Genomic DNA, 17,897 nt, shown 5'->3' on the forward strand with positions numbered 1-17,897 from the left:
CTGGTCACTGTCCCGCGCGCGTCCGCACCGTGGGTGCGGCCGAGCCGGAGGGCGGAATCTTCTTGCTCTTGATGGCGAACGTCATCACGTCCTTGAAAACAGGGGCCGCCACCTGGCCCCCGAAGTGGTCCTTCGTGGGATTCTGCAGCACGGACAGCACGACCAGCCGCGGCGCGTCGGCGGGGGCGAATCCGGCGAACGACGCCGTGTAGCCGTCATAGCGGCCGAGCTGCGCGTCGTAGCGGTTGGCGGTGCCGGTCTTGCCCGCCACCCGGTATCCCGGGATGGCGGCCAGCTCGCCGGTGCCCTCGGCGCTCACCGCGGTCTCCAGCATGGTGGTGATCTCCTTGGCGGTTTTGTCGCTGACCACCCTGGTCTCCTTACCAGGAGCGGACGGTACGAACCTGCCCGACTCGTCCGTCGTGCCTGCGACGATCTGCGGCTCGACCTTGACGCCGCCGTTGGCGATGGTCTGGTAGACGCTGGCCATCTGCAGCGCGGTCACGGACACGCCCTGCCCGTAGGCGATCGTGCAGCTCTGGCTGCCCGACCAGTTCTTGTAGTTGGGCAGCAGGCCGGCCTCCGCGTTGGGCACGCCACCGCCCGGCCGCGCGCCGAAGCCGAAGCTCTTCAGCATCTCGTAGAGGCGCTCACTGCCGACCTTGCGCGCGGCCATGATGGTGGCCACGTTGCTGGACTCGGCCACGGCCTGGCGGTAGGTCATCGGCTCCGGCTTGTGCGGATGCGCGTCGTGCAGCACCCGGTCCGCGCACCTGATGTTGTCCTTGACCTGGAAGACCGTGTCGGGCGACACCACGCCGGCCTCCAGGGTGGCGGCGGCGGTGATCACCTTGTTGGTGCTGCCTGGCTCGAAGACCTCGGAGGCGGCCCGGTTGACGTAGAGGGCCGGGGGGCCCTTGCGCCAGTTGTTCAGGTCGAGCTCGGGGGCGTTGGCCATGGCGATGATCTGCCCGTTGCGCACGTCCATGACGATGACCGTGCCGCTGCTCGCGCCGGAGTCGCTCACCTGCTTGGCCACCGCCTGCTGGGCGGCCCACTGGATGTCGCGGTCGATGGTCAGCCGCACGTCGCGGCCGTCGACCGGGACCGTACGCTGGCTGCTGGTCATGGGGATGCGCTGGCCGTCGCGGCCGGTCTCGACGCGCTGCTGGCCGTCGCGCCCCTTCAGCAGGGTGTCGCGCGCCTGTTCCATGCCGCCCAGCCCGCTCTGCTCGTCGCCGACGAACCCGATCAGGCTGCCCGCCAGGTCACCGCCCGGGTAGACGCGGCGGTAGGTCTTCTTCGTGGTCATCGCGGGCACTTCCGCCTTGAGCAGGCGGCTGGCCACGAGCGGATCGGCGTCCCTGGCCAGGAGCTGGTACTGGGTGTCCTTCTTCGCAAGCTTGGCGGCTATCTCCTCCTGGGGCCGGCCGAGCTGCGCGGCGAGCACGGCGGTGATCTTCGGCCGTACCTCATCCTTGATCTTGCTGGGGTCGATGGCGATCTCGCGGGCCTCGACGGTGACGGCCAGCGCGTGGCCGTTGACGTCGGTGATGGACCCGCGCTTGGCCGGGATCTCCTCGGTCTGCGTGCGCTGGCCCACGGCCCGCGCCTCGTAGACCTTGGAGTCGAGGCCCTGCATCTGGACGAGCCGGCCGCCGAAGATCGACAGGATGAACGTCATACCGATCAGACCGATGTTGATGCGCCTGCGCGGGTTGCCCAGGCGCAGCACGGGCGACGGCTTGGGCGGGCGCGGGGGCGCCGGGGGCCTGCGGGGCGGCCCCTCGCCGCCGCGCCGCGCGGGGGGCTGCACGCGCGTGTGCTCGTCGTCGCGGGTACGGCGAAGCCTGCCGCCGTCGCCGGGACCCTCGTCGCGGGCCCGGCGCACGTCACGGGGAACCTCTTCGCGGGTACGGCGGAGCGGCCCGTCGTCCTGGCGGGCCCGGGAGCGCTCCTCCCTGGCCGGGGGGATGCGATCCCTGGAGCGTTCGGCCTCCGGGCGCGGGCGGACGGAACGCTGGCGGGCACGCTCCTTGGCGGCGTCGTCCCCGTCCTGCCGGGAACGCCCCCTAGGCCCGTCACCACCCTGCCGAGGCCGGGCACGCGGACCGTCGCGGTCATCCTCTCGGGATCTACCGCGCGGACCGTCGCGGTCGTCGTGGACAGGCCGGCCACGCTCGTCCTCGCGAGAGCGACCGCGGGGCCCGTCAGCCGGGTCCTGCGGGCGTCGGGCCCCGCGGCCGTCTCCGTCGTCGCGGCCTTCGTCCCTGACGAACGGCCCGAACGGGAGGTCGAGCGGGTCCGGCCGCTTTCTCGGCTCCTTGGGTGGATCGTCGGGCCGGCCCGCCCCCTCCGAGCGAGCCGACCCCGCTTGCCGCCCCTGCCGCCCCGGCCCGCCGGGGGTACGGCGAGAGGCGCCGGGCCCTCCCTGGGAACCGGCGCCGCCGCGGCCGGGACCCTGCCCCCTGCCGCCTGTGTCTCTCACCGTCCCTGGTCCACCTGGCTGGTGTCGGCGCCCGCCTCGGTCAGCACGTTGGGCTTGTCCCAGTCACGGTGCTGACCCTGCATCTCGGCCTGGTCGGCGACCGGGCCGGGACCCATGTTCGTCTCGTTGACGAGCTTGGCGTCCTCGTTGGCCTGCCGTGCCACCTCGATCTCTTTGCGCAGGTTGGCCGCGGTGTTGGAGTCCTGCGCGAGAACGACGTTGAGCAGCAGCAGGCTCATCAGGCCGCCGCACATCAGCCCGACGACGAGCAGCACGAACGGGGCCCGCTGGCGCCCCCGCGACGGGCGTCGCTTGAGCGCCGGGCGCGCCCGGTCCTGGCCCGCCGATGTCCCGCCGGGACCGGTCGTCTCGGGACCGTCGGGGCGCGAACGCGGGATGGGCTTGGACTGGTGAGGCACGCCGGGCCTGCGCGGGCCGGTCTTGGGCGCCGTCTTCTGCGGGACGCCGCGGACGGCCGCGCCCCGCCTGCTCTCCTGCTCAGTCCTGGTGGTCAACACGGATCCTCTCTGCCGCCCGTAGCCGGGCCGAGGTCGCCCGCGGGTTACGGGCCAACTCTTCTTCACTTGGGAGCTCGGCTCCCCTCGTCACCAGGCGGAACCGCGGCTGATGAGCCGGCAGCGGGACGGGCAACCCAGGGGGGCCGGTGTCCTTGGTTCGCGCCGCGAGGACCTGCTTGGTGAGCCGGTCCTCCAGGGAGTGGTAGGAGAGCACGACGACTCGCCCACCGAGCACCAGCGCGTCGAGCGCCGCGGGCAGCGCCACCTCCAGGGCGGCGAGCTCCGCGTTGACCTCGATGCGCAGCGCCTGGAAAGTTCTCTTGGCGGGGTTGCCCCCTGTGCGCCGAGTGGCGGCTGGAATCGCCTGACGAACGATCTCCGCCAACCGCTTAGTCGACGTTATGGGGTCCTTGGCCCTTTCCTGGAGAATTAGGCGCGCGACACGCGGTGCGAACCGTTCCTCTCCGTAATCGCGGAGGATGCGGGTTAGCTCCGCAGCCGAGTAGGTATTGACCACCTTCTCCGCCGTGAGCTCTTGATCCGTATCCATCCGCATGTCGAGCGGAGCGTCATAGGAATAGGCGAATCCGCGTTCGGCCTCGTCCAGTTGCGGCGAGGACACCCCCAGGTCGAACAGCACCCCGTCGACGGTGGCGCGGCCCGCGCGGGCGAGCACGTCGGCCAGTTCGTCGGACGAGGCGTGGACCAGCGTGGTCCGGTCGGCGTAGGGGGCGAGCCTGCGCGTGGAGAACTCGATCGCGAACGGATCGCGGTCGATGCCGATCAGGTGCAGAGACGGATGAGCGGCGAGCAGGGCCTCCGAATGGCCACCGAGGCCGAGGTTGGCGTCGACGACGACGGGCTCCTGGCCGGTCAGCGCCGGAGCCAAGAGCTCCAAAACGCGGTCGAGCATGACCGGAACGTGACCGCCCGTGCCTGCGTTGTCGTACATCTCCAACCCCCCTCTCGCGTCCTTGCTCGCGGATGACGCGTCCGGACGATCATCGGCCCACCTGGCCCCCACCCGGCGCCGTCCGGCCAGGTCCCCATCCGCACCCTCTTCGTGGACGCCTGCCATCTGACACCGGGGAAGGTGCATCAGCTGGCCGGCAGTGGTTGCGGGTGGAGACCTCGCCGAACGACATCTCCGACGGATCGACCGTGGCTCTACAGAATCCCTGGCAGCACCTCCTCCGACAGATCGGCGAACGCCTGCTCCTGCGCGTCGAGATAGGTGTCCCAGGCTTGGGCGTCCCAGATCTCCAACCGGGTGTTGGCCCCGATGACCGCGCAGTCACGCACGAGGCCCGCGTATTGGCGCAAGCTCTGCGGGATCGTGATGCGCCCCTGCTTGTCCGGCGTCTCGTCGGACGCGCTGGCGAAGAAGACGCGGCTGTAGTCGCGCACCGCCTTGGCGGTGACCGGGGCGGTGCTGAGAGCCTCGGTAATGCGCTGGAACTCCTCTACGGGAAAGACGTAGAGGCATCGCTCCTGGCCTTTGGTGATCACAAGACCCTCCGCCAGCTCCTCACGGTACTTAGCCGGCAGGAACAGCCGTCCCTTGTCGTCCAGACGCGGCTGATGGGTGCCGAGGAACATCGGCCCCACCTCCCGTGCCTAGCGAAGCGCTCAGCGCTGGCGCACCGGGCCCTCCACTGCGCACCACCATACTCCACTTCTCCCCACCGTCAACTGATTCCCAGCCGCTTCGTCACTAGATCGCCGCGCGTTAGTGCAGGTCAGAGCCATGCCGTCGGGTGGGGGGCGGTGGGGCGCGGCCCAACCCTCATGGGCGTGTCGAGGGTTGGAATGACCATGGAATTAGCGGATCAAGCGCTTCACGAAGCGCCGCGTGGTGGAAAGTGGAGCGCATCGCGGGGGCCACTGTCACGGGATTCGCACCCGTATGGCACAAGAACCACAACTGGGGGCAGGTTCTCTGGAATATCGGTAAAAGTCGCCCAAGAACCCCCAGCGTCGTAGGGTCGTACACACAATGGAAAAGGAATGGCATGGCTCCCGCAATCACGCCCTGGCACGCGGGACTGCCGTAGCACTTCTCATGGAGGCCTGGTGGCAGTAACCCATGACGTCCCTAGCCGGCTCGACGAGCTGGTCTCCACCGCGCACCGGATTCGGCAGGCGATCGAGTCGGTGATCGAGGGCAAAGGGGACGCCGTCCGCCTCACCCTGACTGTCCTGCTGGCCGAAGGCCACCTGCTGATCGAGGACGTGCCCGGAGTCGGCAAGACCATGCTGGCCAAGGCACTGGCCAGGTCCATCGACTGTCCGGTCCGGCGCATCCAGTTCACGCCGGACCTGCTGCCCAGCGACATCACCGGTGTGAGCGCCTACAACCAGCAGACCCGGGAGTTCGAGTTCAAGCCGGGGCCGGTGTTCGCCAACATCGTGGTGGGCGACGAGATCAACCGGGCCTCGCCCAAGACGCAGTCGGCGCTGCTGGAGTGCATGGAGGAGCGCCAGGTCACGGTCGACGGAGTGACCTACCCGCTCGACGCGCCCTTCATGGTGATCGCCACGCAGAACCCGATCGAGATGGAGGGCACCTATCCCCTCCCGGAGGCGCAGCGCGACCGTTTCACCGCCCGCGTCGCGATGGGCTACCCGGAGCCCTCGGCCGAGCTGGAGATGCTCGACGTGCACGGCGGCACCCCGCCGCTGGACAAGCTGCAGCCGGTCGCCACGACCGCCGAGGTGCGCGCGCTGATCGAGGCGGTCCGCGGCGTGTACGTCTCGCAGCCGGTCAAGAAGTACGCCATCGACCTCGCGGTCGCCACCCGCCACTCCCCCGACCTGCGGCTGGGCGCCTCGCCGCGCTCGACGCTGCAGCTGGTCAGGGCGGCCAGGGCCAACGCGGCGCTGTCCGGGCGCGACTACGTCATCCCCGACGACCTGCAGGAGCTGGCCGTGCCGGTGCTCGCGCACCGGCTGCTGCCCAGCGTCGAGGCCCAGGGGCAGCGCCGCCTGCCCGAGCAGGTGGTGACCGAGCTGGTCAGGCGCGTTCCCGTGCCGGAGACGCGAGCGTCGTGAGAGACGGGCTGCGGGCGCTGACTTCCCGGGGACGCTCGTTCCTGGCCTCCGGGGTGGCCGCCATGTTGATGGCCTTCCTCCTGGGCGAGAACGACCTGTTCAGGATCGGGGTCCTGGTGACGGCGCTGCCGCTGCTCGCCGCGATGGTGGTGGCGCGCACCCGCTACCGGCTGAGCTGCGCGCGGCGCCTCGACCCGGCCAGGGCGGAGGTGGGCGGTGAGGCGACCGTGACGCTGCGCCTGGAGAACGTCACCCGGCTGCCGACCGGCCTGCTGCTCATCGAGGACACCGTGCCGTACGCGCTGGGCGTGCGGCCCCGGTTCGTGCTGGACCGGGTGGAGTCGCGCGGGATCCGGGAGATCGACTACCGGGTCCGCTCCGACCTGCGCGGCCGCTACACGATCGGCCCGCTGTCCGTGCGCATCACCGACCCGTTCGGGCTGGTGGAGCTCACCCGGGGGTTCACCATCAGCGACACGCTGGTGGTGACGCCGCAGGTGGTGGCGCTGCCCCACGTACGGCTGTCGGGCGAGTGGACCGGGGGCGGCGACAGCCGTACCAGGAGTGTGGCGGCGGCCGGCGACGACGACGTGGCGCCGCGCGAGTACCGGCAGGGCGACGACCTGCGGCGGGTGCACTGGCGCTCCACCGCCCGCCACGGCGAGCTGATGGTGCGGCGCGAGGAGCAGCAGTGGCAGAGCCGCGGCGCGCTGCTGCTCGACACGCGCCGCTACGCCCACCGCGGCGAGGGCCCGCGCTCCTCCTTCGAGGTGGCGGTCTCGGCCGCGGCCTCGATCGGCGTGCATCTCGCCCATGAGGGCCTCGGCCTGCGACTGGTGACCGACCAGGGCGCCGAGCACCTGACCGACACCGGGTTGAGCTGGTCGCTGCTCGACACCCTCGCGGTGGTACGGAACAGCCCCGCCCGCTCGCTGGAGCTGGGCGTGTCCGCGCTGCGCCAGGGCGGCGGCGACGGGCTGATCGTGGCCGTGCTCGGCTCGCTGGACCCGGAGGAGGCCAGGGAGCTGGCCAGGCTCAGGCACAGCGGCATCACCGGCGTGGCCGTACTCCTCGACGTGGGCACGTGGGACGGCGGCGAGCCGGGCGCCACGGAGAACTACCAGGCGGTGCAGGCGGTCCTCGCCGGTTACGGGTGGCGCATCGTGCGGCTGCCCGCCGGCGTGCCGATCGCCTCGGTCTGGCAGGACGCCGCCAACCGCGGCAGGTACGCGCTCAACTCGGCGGGAGGTGCGGCATGAGGCTGTCGATCGCCTCCGCGGTGGCCACGTTCTGCGCGGCCGTCCTGCTCTATCCGCTCTTCCAGGGCGGCTCCTGGTTCTGGGGGTCGCTGGGCGCGGTGCTCGCGGTGATGTGCGGTGGCCTGGTGAGCGGGCGGCTGTCGCTGCCCGCGTGGGCGGCGGCCCTGGTGAGCGTGGCCGCGCTGTGGATCTATCTGACCATGGCCTTCGCCTCCGACGAGGCGTGGGCCTGGGTGGTGCCGACCAAGGGGTCGGTGGTGGAGCTGGCCAAGCTGCTGGGCACCGGCTGGGCCGACATCCAGCGCTTCGCCGCGCCGGTGCCCGCCACCGAGGGCATAGCGCTGCTGACGACCGGCGGCGTGGGGCTCATCGCGCTCATGGTGGACCTGTTCGCCGCGCGGTTGCGGCGGGCGGCGCTGGCGGGGCTGCCGATGCTGGCGCTGGCCACGGTGCCGGCCACGATCCTGCCGGATCCGATCAGCTGGCCCGCGTTCATCATCGCCGCCCTCGGCTTCACCGGTCTGCTGATCGCCGACGGCCGTGAACGCGTCGGCCACTGGGGACGCGCGGTGCTGGTCAGGCGGACCCGCGTCGCCACCTCACCGGTGCCGGGCGCCGAGCGCGAGACGGCCGACACCCGAGGGCTGCGCCTGTCGGGCAAGCGCATCGGGTTCGCCGCCATCGCGCTGGCGGTCCTGGTGCCCGCGGCGCTGCCGGCGATGGAGCCGGTGTCGTTCTTCACCTTCGGTGTGGGCGGCAACGGGTCGGGCAAGGGCAATTCGATCAGCATCCCGAACCCCATCGCCGGCCTGAAGGGCCAGCTGGAGCTGCCGGAGCGGCGCGTCGTCCTGTCCTACACCAACACCGATGACAAGCCCCGCTACCTGCGGATCTACTCGCTCGACACCTTCGACGGCGAGCAGTTCGGCATGACCGAGCCGAAGGGCTCACCGGACAACAGGACGGAGAACGGCCCGCTGCCCACTCCGCCCGGCCTGTCACCGGCGACCAAGGTCTCGAACGTGACGACCAAGATCCAGCTCAGTGACGAGATCGAGCGGCTGTCGTTCCTGCCCCTGCCGTACCCGCCGCGGCAGATCAACATCGACGGCGACTGGCGCGCGGACACCACCACCCTGATGGTCTTCTCCACCAGGGACGAGGCCGCCGGACTCGGCTACGAGGTCTTCACCACCGAGCCCGCGGTGACCAGCGACGTGCTCGAAACGCTGCCGCAGGCCAGGGCCTCGGCGAGCGACCCGCGTTACCTCAAGCTGCCCGACAACCTGCCCCCGGAGATCAGGGACCTGGCGGCCAAGGTGACGGCGAACGCCCGGACCAGCTACGAGGCCGCGGTGAAGATCCAGGAGTTCTTCACCAAGACCGGTGACTTCACCTACAGCCTCAAGACGCAGGGCTCCGGCAACTCCGCGCTGAAGGACTTCCTGCTGCGCAGCAGGGCCGGTTACTGCGAGCAGTTCGCCGCCTCGATGGCGGTGCTGGCCAGGCTGAGGGGCATCCCCGCCAGGGTGGCGATCGGCTACACGGGCGGCACGAAGGACGGCGACAGGTGGACGGTCGGCACGAACGACTCCCACTCGTGGCCGGAGCTGTACTTCGACGGCGTGGGCTGGCTGCCGTTCGAGCCCACGCCGACGGGCTCGCTCGGCCAGGGCAGCGCCCGGGTGCCCGCCTACACGCAGCCGCTCCCCCGTTCCACGAGTGACAGCTCGACGCCGACGCCCGGGGCGACCAGCACGACCGACGACTCGCCGCTCGGCCCGCAGAACCGGGACAACCCCCGAGCGCTCGACCGCGAGGCCACCATCGCCGACAGCGGGCTGCCGGTGGACGACTCGATGCCGCTGATCGGCAAGATCGGCATCGGCGCGGGCGTGCTCCTGCTCATCCTGCTGATCCCGGCCGGGATACGGCTGATCACCAGGAGCAGGCGGGTCCGCGCGCTGGGCTGGAAGGTGTCCGAGCCGTCGGACGAGGTGACGGCCAGGGTCGTGGCGGGCAGCCACCCGGCCGTGGCGGCCGCCTGGGCGGAGCTGGACGACGTGCTGTTCGACTACGGAATGGCCCGCGAGCCCAGCGAGACGCCTCGGGCGCTGGCGCGGCGGCTGACCGAGCGCTATGAGTTCGGGGCCGAGCCGTCCGCGTCGATCGCGGCGATCGCCTCGGCGGTCGAGCGGGCGTTGTTCGCGCGGGACGCCGGAGAGATCGCGCCGATGAGGAAGGACCTTCGCAAGGTACGGCAGGCGCTGGCGGCCACGGTGTCGCGCTGGAGGCGGGTGCGGGCCCTGCTGCTGCCCCCGTCGACGCTACGGCGGCTGCGTCAGATGGGCGAGGGAGTGCTCGACGGCTTCGACCGGCTGGAGAACATCAGGTGGCGGCGGACGGCGGCCCACAAGGGCTCGTGAACGTCCGAATCGACCGTGCGGTCGTCCCCCTTCCGGGGGCGGCCGCACGGTCGTCTGGAGGTCGTCCGGCGCTCAGCGCTCGTCGTGACGACGGCGCCAGCGCTCCTCCATGCGCTCCATGAAGCTGCCTCGGTTGCCCCGGCGGGCCGGCTTGCCCGAGACGGAGGCACCAGAGGCGGGCGCGGCGTCGCCGAACCCGTTCATGCGTTTCCAGCTGGACAGACCCCACAGACACGCGGCGAGCATGACCACGAAACCGCCGACGCCGAGGGGAATCATATTGATCACTACGCCGACCATCAGCAGGACGACGCCGAGCGCAAAGCCGATGGAGGCCTTGATGAGGCGACGTTTGTAATGGCTGCGCGGGTCACTGATCCTTACGGTGTTGGCCCACTTCGGGTCCTCGGCGTAGAGGGCCTGCTCGATCTGGTCGAGCAAGCGCTGCTCGTGGTCAGAGAGCGGCACGGCGCCTCCCAAGGACGGCCCCAGGACGGGGAAGACGGCAACGGACGACACGGGGTGTCCGAACCTCGCGGTCGGTTATCCCCAGAATACGAGGCCGGAGACGTAGGCGAAAGCGAACGCCCAACGCAGACCAAACCGGAGGTGACGTCATGACTCCATTGTGGGTCATCCAGCGCCCCTCCTCAGAAATCGTGACATCGACGTCATGCCTCCATTTCATCAAGTCTGCCGCGTACAAGCGACGCCGGGAGCACCGCATCGGGACCAAATCTCCGGATTGCCCGATCCATCGCCTGTTCGGCCTCCCGCCAGCCGGTCTCCCGCTCGCCCAGACCGAGCTGGCGGGAGGATGAATCGGCGGGGCGCAGGTTTTCCATCCTGACCCCGACCAGGCGCAGCCGCACCCGCTCGAGCCCGGCGGCCTCGAAGAGCTCGCAGGCGGTCGTGTAGATCTCCTGGGCCACGTCGGTCGGCTCTCTGAGGGTCTTGGACCGGTTGATCGTGGAGAAGTCGGCTCGGCGCAGCTTCACGCTCACCGTCCTGCCCACGTGACCGGCCTTACGCATCCGGGCGGCCACTCGCTCGGACAGGCGCAGCAATTCACGTTTGATCACTTCGGGATCGTCGACGTCGGCCGCGAAGGTCTCCTCGTTGCCGATGCTCTTGTCGGGCACGTGCGCGGTCACCGGGCGCTCGTCGCGCCCCCATGCCAGCGCCGCCAGATGACCTCCCACGGCCTGGCCCAGCTCGCGCCGCAGGGTGTTGACGGGCACCTTGGCCAGATCGCCGACCGTGCGGATGCCGAGGCGCGTCAGGGACTGCTCCGTGCGCTCACCGACGCCCCACAGAGCCGAGACGGGCAGCGGGTGGAGGAAATCCACCACCTCGCCCTCGGGCACCACCAGAAGGCCGTCTGGCTTGCACTGCTTCGAGGCGAGCTTGGCCACGAACTTGCTGCTCGCCACCCCCACCGAACACGTGATGCCGTAGCGCTCCAGCACCTGGGCCCTGATCATCGCGGCGATCACGGCGGGCGGGCCCAGCCGGCGCCGGGCGCCGCCGACGTCGAGGAACGCCTCATCGGAGGCGATCGGCTCGACCATCGGGGTGATCGCGTGGAAGATCTCCATGACCCCCTTGGAGACCTCGGAGTATTTGCCGTGGCTGGGCGGGATGATGGTGGCCTGGGGGCACATCCGGCGCGCCCTGCTCATCGGCATCGCCGAGTGCACGCCGTAGGCCCTGGCCTCGTAGGTGGCGCTGAGCACCACGCCGCGCCCGGCCGGCGAGCCGACGATCACCGGGCGCCCTCGCAGCTCCGGGCGGTCGAGCAGCTCGACGCTGGCGAAGAAGGCGTCCATGTCGACGTGCAGGATCGGGCAGCCGCCGTCATCGGCCCCGGTCTGAGGAGCGGGGCCGATGCCCGTGATCTGCTTGCGAGACACGCCACCATTCTATCCGAACACGTGTTCCATGGTAGGGGCAGGTCAGCCGCGATGGCCCAGGACGTGGAGCTGCGTGGCGATGTCACGCAGCACGGGATGGACGGCGGCGGCCTGTTCGAGCGCCACGAGGGCCTCGGCGGCGCCCGGCTCGCCGTCGACCAGCCTGCTGGGCACCAGGTCGGCGAACACGCGCACGCCGTGCACCTCGCCGACCGAGAACCCGGTCGCGGCCAGCAACTGGGCGAGCGTCTCCGCGGTGTAGCGGCGCGGGGTGGGGTCGCGGTCGCCCCAGTTGCCCTTCGGGTCGCTCAGCACGGCCCTGGCCTCGTCGAACTGGCCCGCCAGCGCCCGGTGGATGGCGCTGGAGACCGGATTGGCGGCCAGCACACTGATCGCGCCGCCCGCGCGCAGCACTCCGGCGACGGCCGTGAGGGCGCTGATCGGGTCTTCGACGTATTCGAGCACGCTGTGGCAGAGGACCAGGTCGGCGCTGTCGTGGTCGAGCAGGTCGCCCAGGTCGGCGGCGTCGCCCTGCAGGGCGCGCACGCCCACGCCCTTCTCCTTGGCCCGGCGCTCCAGCGCGGCCAGCGAGTCGGGACTCGGGTCGACCACGGTGACCGTGTGGCCCAGCTCGGCCAGCGGCACCGCGAACCCGCCGGTCCCGCCGCCGGCGTCGACGATGTCGAGACCGTCGCGCCCTGTGGCGGCCGCCCGCTCGGCCAGCACCGCCCGCAGCGCCGCCCAGACGACGGCGGTCCGCACCGCCGGAGTCCTCGTCACGCCCGCGGTACGCCCTTCAGAACGCAACCTCGGCTCGCCTCCCTCTGCTCCACGAACCCATGTCGCCCGACCCTGCCCCTAAAGCTCCGTCGCCCCTAAAGCTCCGTCGCCCCTAAAGCTCCGTCGCCCCTAAAGCTCCGTCGCCCCTAAAGCTCCGTCGCCCCTAAAGCTCCGTCCCATAAAGCTCGCGCCCCAGCCTACGCGGTGTGGGAGATCGCCCGCTCCGCCTCCTCGCTTCCAGGATCGTCGAAGCGCGCCCGCCGCTGCCGCCCGGTGCGATGGACTTGCGGCCGACGATCTAGACGTAGAAGGACGTATGAGGATTATTCGGCATATTTCGCTAGTAATTGTGGCACTGGCGCTCCTGCCGTCCGTACCGGCTCGGGCGGAGACGGCGGGCGAGGTCTACGGCGCGTACTCGCGCATGATGTCGCGCAGCGCCGGCCAGTTCTGGGCCGACGGCAGGGCCGCCGGGCAGTGGGCCTGGAAGCCGCTGTCGGACACCACTTCGGAGATCAGCTGGGGCGACCCCGCCAAGTGGCCACCGAGCTACGCGGAGAAGTTCGTCCACGACGGCGACTGGGTCATGCTCGACGGCTGGCGCGACAACGGCACCTACTACCGCGTGCGGGTCACCAAGGAGCAGATCGGCGACGCCAAGTGCGACGACCTGCGCACCCTGGCCACCAGCGGCCGGCAGCACTACGTGAAGTGGGACATCCCCGGCCAGGCGTACTGTCTCAAGGCCTGGGGCACCATCACCGAGGAGTCCTCGGGCAAGGTCGTCGACTTCGGCCACACGCAGATCTGGTCGCCGCCCGCGCCCTGCTCCAACGCCAAGTACGGGCGGAAGACCTGCGTCAAGCAGTGGGAGTCCTGGTGGGACAACCAGGGCGCGCCCGGCCAGCCGATCACCAGGAAGCTGGAGCGCGACCAGTTCATCGCCCGGGGCATCGGCATGGCCTTCGCCATCCAGCAGTATTTCCCCAAGACGTGGCGGGCCGAGGCGCACTCCGACTGGACCTGGTAGGACACTGGTGCCCCGCCGGCTGGGATGGGCCGGCGGGGCCTTTTGTGGGGCGTCGGCGCCCATGGCCGGCGCTGTCTTCCTGGCTCGGGACGGGACCGGGGCGGGTGGGCTCCTGGCCGAGCCGCACGGTCAACCATGCGCCCGGCGGGCGTCGAACGGTTGACCGTGCGGCATACACGTCCCTCGCCTAGCGCAAGCCGTGCAGGCCGCGTATGTGGAACGTACCTCGCGAATATGGACGGACTTCGGATCAGAAGTAGGAACTTCTTCTACTCGGTGGGGCCGGTATCCGCCGGGGGTAGAACCCGATGCATCCGAAGAGGCTGTCTAAAGAGTGATACTTGGCTTCAACTGCTTGAAGCGGGCCAGCAGCCCGTTCACGAACTGGGGCGACTCATCCGTCGACAGCTCGCCCGCCAGGTGCACCCACTCGCTGATGACCACGCCCTCGGGGACGCCGGGCATCCACAGGAGCTCATAGGTGCCGCCCCGCAGCAGGTTGCGATCGACGGCGGGCATGCGGTCGAGGGTCCAGCCCTCGGAGTAGGTGGTGATCAGCTCGTCGATGCGGGCCTGGTGACGGGCCACACCCTCGACGATGGTCGAGGTGTATTCGTTGACCGGGGGCTCCTGCCGTTCGACCCGCTCGGCGAGGATCCGCAGTGGATCCTCGCCGCGCAGTTCGGACTCGAAGAGGATGTCGAGCGCACGCCTGCGTGCTTTGCCTCGCGCCGACACCTCAGGCCCGGCCGAGGTATTCGCCGCTGCGGGTGTCGACCTTGATCTTCTCGCCGGTGGTGATGAAGAGCGGGACCTTGACCTCGGCGCCGGTCTCCAGCGTGGCGGGCTTGGTGCCGCCGGTGGAGCGGTCGCCCTGCAGGCCGGGCTCGGTGTTGGAGATGATCAGCTCGACCGCCGCGGGCAGATCGATGTAGAGCGCGGAGCCCTCGTTGAAGGCGATCGTGGCCAGGGTGTTCTCGAGCATGTAGTTGGCGGCGGTGCCGACCGTGCCGGAGGGCACGTTGACCATGTCGTAGGTCTCGGTGTCCATGAAGACGAAGTCGTCGCCGTCCTTGTAGGAATATTGCATCTCGCGCTTGTCGACGTTGGCCACGTCGACCTTCACGCCGGCGTTGAAGGTCTTGTCGACGACCTTGCCCGAGAGCACGTTCTTGAGTTTGGTGCGGACGAACGCGCCGCCCTTGCCCGGCTTGACGTGCTGGAACTCCACAACGGCCCACAGCTCACCGCCGTCGAGCTTCAACACCATGCCGTTCTTGAGGTCGTTGGTCGTCGCCACTCGTATTCTCCCGCGTGTGGCCGCTCAAAGGACGAGCAGCTCCTTGGTCGTCTTCGTGAGGAGTTCCGGCCCGCCCGTGCGTGTCACAAGGGTGTCCTCGATGCGAACACCGCCCCGGTCCGGGAGATAGATCCCCGGCTCGACGGTGACAGGAACTCGATCCTCAAGTCTACCGGTCCTCAACGGGCCCAGGAACGGGTCCTCGTGGATCTCCAGCCCGACGCCATGACCGAGGCCGTGTCTGAAGTGGCCGCCGTGACCCGCCGCCTCGATGACCGAGCGGGCGGCCGCGTCCACTTCCTTGGCCGTCGCGCCCGGCGCCAGCGCCTGGCTGCCCGCGCGCTGCGCCACGGCGACCAGGTCGTAGATCTCCCGCTGCCAGGCGGCCGGGCCGCCCAGGGCGACAGTACGCGTCATGTCGGCGTGATAGCCCTGATAGCAGGCGCCGAAGTCGACGGTGACCAGGTCGCCCGTGCGCAGCTCCCTGCCGGTGGGCGCGTGGTGCGGGATGGCGCCGTTCTCGCCCGCCGCAACGATGGTGGCGAAGGCCGGACCGTCGGCGCCCAGCTCGATCATGCGGGCCTCGAGCAGCCGGGCGACGTCGCGCTCGGTGACGCCGGGGCCGATGTTGCCCATCACGTCGGCGAGTGCCTGGTCGCTGATCGCGCAGGCCGTACGGAGGAGTTCGAGCTCGTCGTCGTCCTTGACCGCCCGCAGCACCTCCACGAGCGGCTCCAGCGGCACGGGCCCGCTCTCCAGCAGGCTGCTCAGCCGGTTGAACGTCGCCACGCTCATGCTGGCCGCCTCGATCCCGATGCCGGGCGCGGCCAGCCGGGCCGCCACGTCGGACGCCTCGACGGCCGCCACGTCCAGCCCGCGCGTCTTCTCGATGTAGCGGTTGTCGGTCACCAGCAGCGCGGAGCCGTCGGCCTTGACGAGCACCGCGGCGTTCGAGCTCTCCAGCCCGGTGAGGTAGCGCACGTTGACGCCCGAGGTGACGAGGATCGCGTCGACCTCGCGCGCGGGCAGCATTTCCGCGACCCGCGCCCGGCGTTCCGGGTAATTGACGGTCATTTCGTCAATGTACGTGTATTAACCCTCGCGCCACTATTGACCTCCCCTGTCACACGCGAATACCGTGCCGAACGCTGTTCTCATAATTCCATGGAGCGCCCCATGATGAGGTACGCCTTAGCTGTCGCCTTGACCGTTCTGACCATGGGGAGTGTCCCGGCCGCCGCCGCGCCGCCGCCACCCGGTCATATCCGGGTCGATCAAGTGGGCTTCGCGCCCGCGGAGTCCAAGCACGCCTTCCTGATGACCCGCGCGCGGTCCGCGGGCGCGCGCTTCAGCGTCGTCCGCGACGACGGGCGCGAGGTGCTCAAGGGTATGGCGGGCCGCGACCTGGGCTCGTGGAACGGCACGTACGGGCACGTGTACGGCCTGGACCTCACGTCGCTGAAGGACCCGGGCCGCTACCGGATCAAGTCGGGCACGATCACCTCCCCCGCCTTCCGGATCGCCCCGGCCTCGCCCACCTCGAAGATCCTCACCTTCTTCGAGGGGCAGCGCGACGGCGGCCGCAGGCACGCCAACGACAAAGCCGCCTCGGTCTACGACTGGCCCGTGTTCACCGGGCCGGACACCGACGAGATCAAGGGCGGGCTGCGGAAAATCGGCGGGCCGGTGAACGTCGAGGGTGGCTGGTTCGACGCGGGCGACTATCTCAAGTTCACCCACATCCTGGCTTATGTCGACACACTGCTCTGGGCCTCGGTCCGGGACGGCGGACCCGATCAGCGTCTCAATCGCGAAGCCAGCCACGGCCTGAAATATCTGGACAAAATGTGGGACGGCGCTTCCAAGACCCTCTACATCCAGGTCGGCATCGGCGCGGGTGACAAGGCGGCCACTTACGTCGGCGACCACGACGTCTGGCGGCTGCCCGAGTCCGACGACTCCTCCAAGCACCGCTACCTGCGCCACCGGCCGGTCTTCCGCGCGGCCGCCCCCGGCAAGCCGATCAGCCCGAACCTGGCCGGCCGTACCGCGGCGGCCTTCGCGCTGGCCGCGCAGCTGGAACCCTCCCGGGAGCGGGCGACGGCGCTGCTGGGCAAGGCGGCGGCGGTCTACGCGATGGCCAAGACGGAGAAGGTGGGGCAGCTCGTCACGTCGCTGCCGCACGCCTTCTACCCGGAGAGCGCCTGGCGCGACGACATGGAGCTGGGCGGCGCCGAGCTGGCGCTGGCGGCGCTGCGGCTCGGCGACGACCGGGCCGCAGGCTGGCTGGAGCAGGCGGCGGGCTGGGCCGGCCAGTACCTGGAGCACGAGGCCGGGGACGACACCCTCAACCTGTACGACGTGAGCGCGCTCGCCCACACCGACCTGGTCAAGGCGATCCGGCAGGCGGACGCGTCCAGCCCGGTGCAGGCCGACCAGGTGATGGGCCCGGACGGGCAGCCGGCGCTGGTCGGCTCGGGGGCTCAGCGGAAGATCTCCGACGGGCTGGCGATCTCCGAACAGCAACTGGTGGACGATTTGCGGGCTCAGCTGGAGATCGGTTCCGCGCGGGCCGCGAAGGATCCGTTCCGGGCGGGGGCCGCGTACGCCGAGTTCGACGCGGTGCCGCACGCGTTCGGGCTGGCGGCGACGTCGCGGCTGTACGCGTCGCTGAGCGGGGACCGGGCCTACGACGCCTTCGGGACGCGGCAGCGCGGCTGGGTGTTCGGCGCCAACGCCTGGGGCGTGTCGTTCGTGGCCGGGGCGGGCGAGAACGCGATCCGGTGCCCGCATTACCAGATCTCCGACATCACCCGGAAGCCCGCCACGGGGGCCGTGGTGAACGGGCCGAACGACGCGTCACTGTTCCACGACGGGCTGGGCGGCCACCTGGAAGGGATGGTGCCCTGCCCGTCGGACGGCGTGGACCGCTACGCGCCGTTCACCGGGCGGGGCAGCCGGTTCGTGGACGACGTCCGGTCCTGGCAGGCGTCGGAACCGGCGGACGACTTCGCGGCCATCGGCGTCTACGCGCTCTCGCTGATGTCGCGCTGAGGGCGATACCCACCATGAGTCCCCGGGTGGTTCGTCACACGACCGCCTGGGGCCCCGGCCCGGCCACCACCCCGATGG

General features: G+C 70.3%; 15 protein-coding genes. 5 read left to right on the top strand and 10 right to left on the bottom strand.

Going from position 1 to position 17,897, the window contains the following annotated elements:
- Positions 1-4 precede the first annotated feature (4 nt).
- From AB0L53_RS02205 to mraZ, 4 genes are all read right to left on the bottom strand, one after another.
- Positions 5-2,488, bottom strand: coding sequence for a penicillin-binding transpeptidase domain-containing protein (locus AB0L53_RS02205; RefSeq protein ID WP_363989046.1), 2,484 nt, complete (start codon positions 2,486-2,488; stop codon positions 5-7).
- The gene (locus AB0L53_RS02210; protein ID WP_358538231.1) at positions 2,485-3,003 is read right to left on the bottom strand and encodes a hypothetical protein; all 519 of its coding nucleotides are present in this window, start codon (positions 3,001-3,003) and stop codon (positions 2,485-2,487) included. The genes AB0L53_RS02205 and AB0L53_RS02210 overlap by 4 nt, the downstream gene beginning before the upstream one ends.
- A complete protein-coding gene (gene rsmH, locus AB0L53_RS02215) occupies positions 2,987-3,958 on the bottom strand; it encodes a 16S rRNA (cytosine(1402)-N(4))-methyltransferase RsmH (protein ID WP_363989050.1) in 972 nt (323 codons plus the stop codon). The genes AB0L53_RS02210 and rsmH overlap by 17 nt, the downstream gene beginning before the upstream one ends.
- A gap of 215 nt (positions 3,959-4,173) precedes the next feature.
- Positions 4,174-4,605, bottom strand: coding sequence for a division/cell wall cluster transcriptional repressor MraZ (gene mraZ, locus AB0L53_RS02220; protein ID WP_214637671.1), 432 nt, complete (start codon positions 4,603-4,605; stop codon positions 4,174-4,176).
- Between the two features lie 474 nt (positions 4,606-5,079).
- Between mraZ and AB0L53_RS02225 the strand changes: the two genes are divergently transcribed.
- The 3 genes from AB0L53_RS02225 to AB0L53_RS02235 are packed head-to-tail and all read left to right on the top strand — an operon-like array spanning position 5,080 to position 9,742.
- A complete protein-coding gene (locus AB0L53_RS02225) occupies positions 5,080-6,057 on the top strand; it encodes a MoxR family ATPase (protein WP_357639605.1) in 978 nt (325 codons plus the stop codon).
- Positions 6,054-7,316, top strand: coding sequence for a DUF58 domain-containing protein (locus AB0L53_RS02230; RefSeq protein ID WP_363989054.1), 1,263 nt, complete (start codon positions 6,054-6,056; stop codon positions 7,314-7,316). The genes AB0L53_RS02225 and AB0L53_RS02230 overlap by 4 nt, the downstream gene beginning before the upstream one ends.
- A complete protein-coding gene (locus AB0L53_RS02235; protein ID WP_363989056.1) occupies positions 7,313-9,742 on the top strand; it encodes a DUF3488 and transglutaminase-like domain-containing protein in 2,430 nt (809 codons plus the stop codon). Before AB0L53_RS02230 ends, AB0L53_RS02235 begins: the two co-directional genes overlap by 4 nt.
- A 72-nt stretch (positions 9,743-9,814) precedes the next feature.
- On the opposite strand, the gene AB0L53_RS02240 is transcribed toward AB0L53_RS02235, so the two are convergent.
- The 3 genes from AB0L53_RS02240 to AB0L53_RS02250 all read right to left on the bottom strand — a co-directional run bounded on the left by AB0L53_RS02240 (position 9,815) and on the right by AB0L53_RS02250 (position 12,435).
- Positions 9,815-10,210 (bottom strand): DUF3040 domain-containing protein, encoded by a 396-nt coding sequence (locus tag AB0L53_RS02240; RefSeq protein WP_358538237.1) that lies wholly within the window; start codon positions 10,208-10,210, stop codon positions 9,815-9,817.
- Positions 10,211-10,413: 203 nt separating this feature from the next.
- Positions 10,414-11,655 carry a DNA polymerase IV gene (gene dinB / locus AB0L53_RS02245; RefSeq protein ID WP_363989059.1) on the bottom strand — a complete coding sequence of 414 codons (1,242 nt, stop codon included), beginning with the start codon at positions 11,653-11,655 and terminating at the stop codon, positions 10,414-10,416.
- Between the two features lie 42 nt (positions 11,656-11,697).
- A complete protein-coding gene (locus AB0L53_RS02250; protein ID WP_363989062.1) occupies positions 11,698-12,435 on the bottom strand; it encodes a methyltransferase domain-containing protein in 738 nt (245 codons plus the stop codon).
- Positions 12,436-12,784: 349 nt separating this feature from the next.
- On the opposite strand from AB0L53_RS02250, the gene AB0L53_RS02255 reads away from it, so the two are divergent.
- Complete coding sequence (locus tag AB0L53_RS02255) at positions 12,785-13,465, top strand: hypothetical protein (RefSeq protein ID WP_363989065.1); 681 nt, start codon at positions 12,785-12,787, stop codon at positions 13,463-13,465.
- Between the two features lie 327 nt (positions 13,466-13,792).
- Here the strand turns inward: AB0L53_RS02255 and nusB are convergent, their stop codons facing one another.
- From nusB to AB0L53_RS02270, 3 genes are read right to left on the bottom strand one after another with little or no spacing between them, the layout of a single operon-like run.
- Entirely contained in the window at positions 13,793-14,203 is a 411-nt protein-coding gene (gene nusB / locus AB0L53_RS02260) for a transcription antitermination factor NusB (protein ID WP_225291799.1), read from the bottom strand.
- Position 14,204: 1 nt separating this feature from the next.
- A complete protein-coding gene (gene efp / locus AB0L53_RS02265; protein WP_357639628.1) occupies positions 14,205-14,765 on the bottom strand; it encodes an elongation factor P in 561 nt (186 codons plus the stop codon).
- Positions 14,766-14,789: 24 nt separating this feature from the next.
- Positions 14,790-15,839, bottom strand: coding sequence for a Xaa-Pro peptidase family protein (locus AB0L53_RS02270; RefSeq protein WP_363989069.1), 1,050 nt, complete (start codon positions 15,837-15,839; stop codon positions 14,790-14,792).
- A 144-nt stretch (positions 15,840-15,983) separates the two neighbouring features.
- On the opposite strand from AB0L53_RS02270, the gene AB0L53_RS02275 reads away from it, so the two are divergent.
- Complete coding sequence (locus AB0L53_RS02275; RefSeq protein ID WP_363989072.1) at positions 15,984-17,819, top strand: glycoside hydrolase family 9 protein; 1,836 nt, start codon at positions 15,984-15,986, stop codon at positions 17,817-17,819.
- Positions 17,820-17,897: the final 78 nt, after the last annotated feature.

The organism is Nonomuraea sp. NPDC052129 (genome assembly GCF_040680095.1).
In the GTDB taxonomy this organism is placed as follows: domain Bacteria; phylum Actinomycetota; class Actinomycetes; order Streptosporangiales; family Streptosporangiaceae; genus Nonomuraea.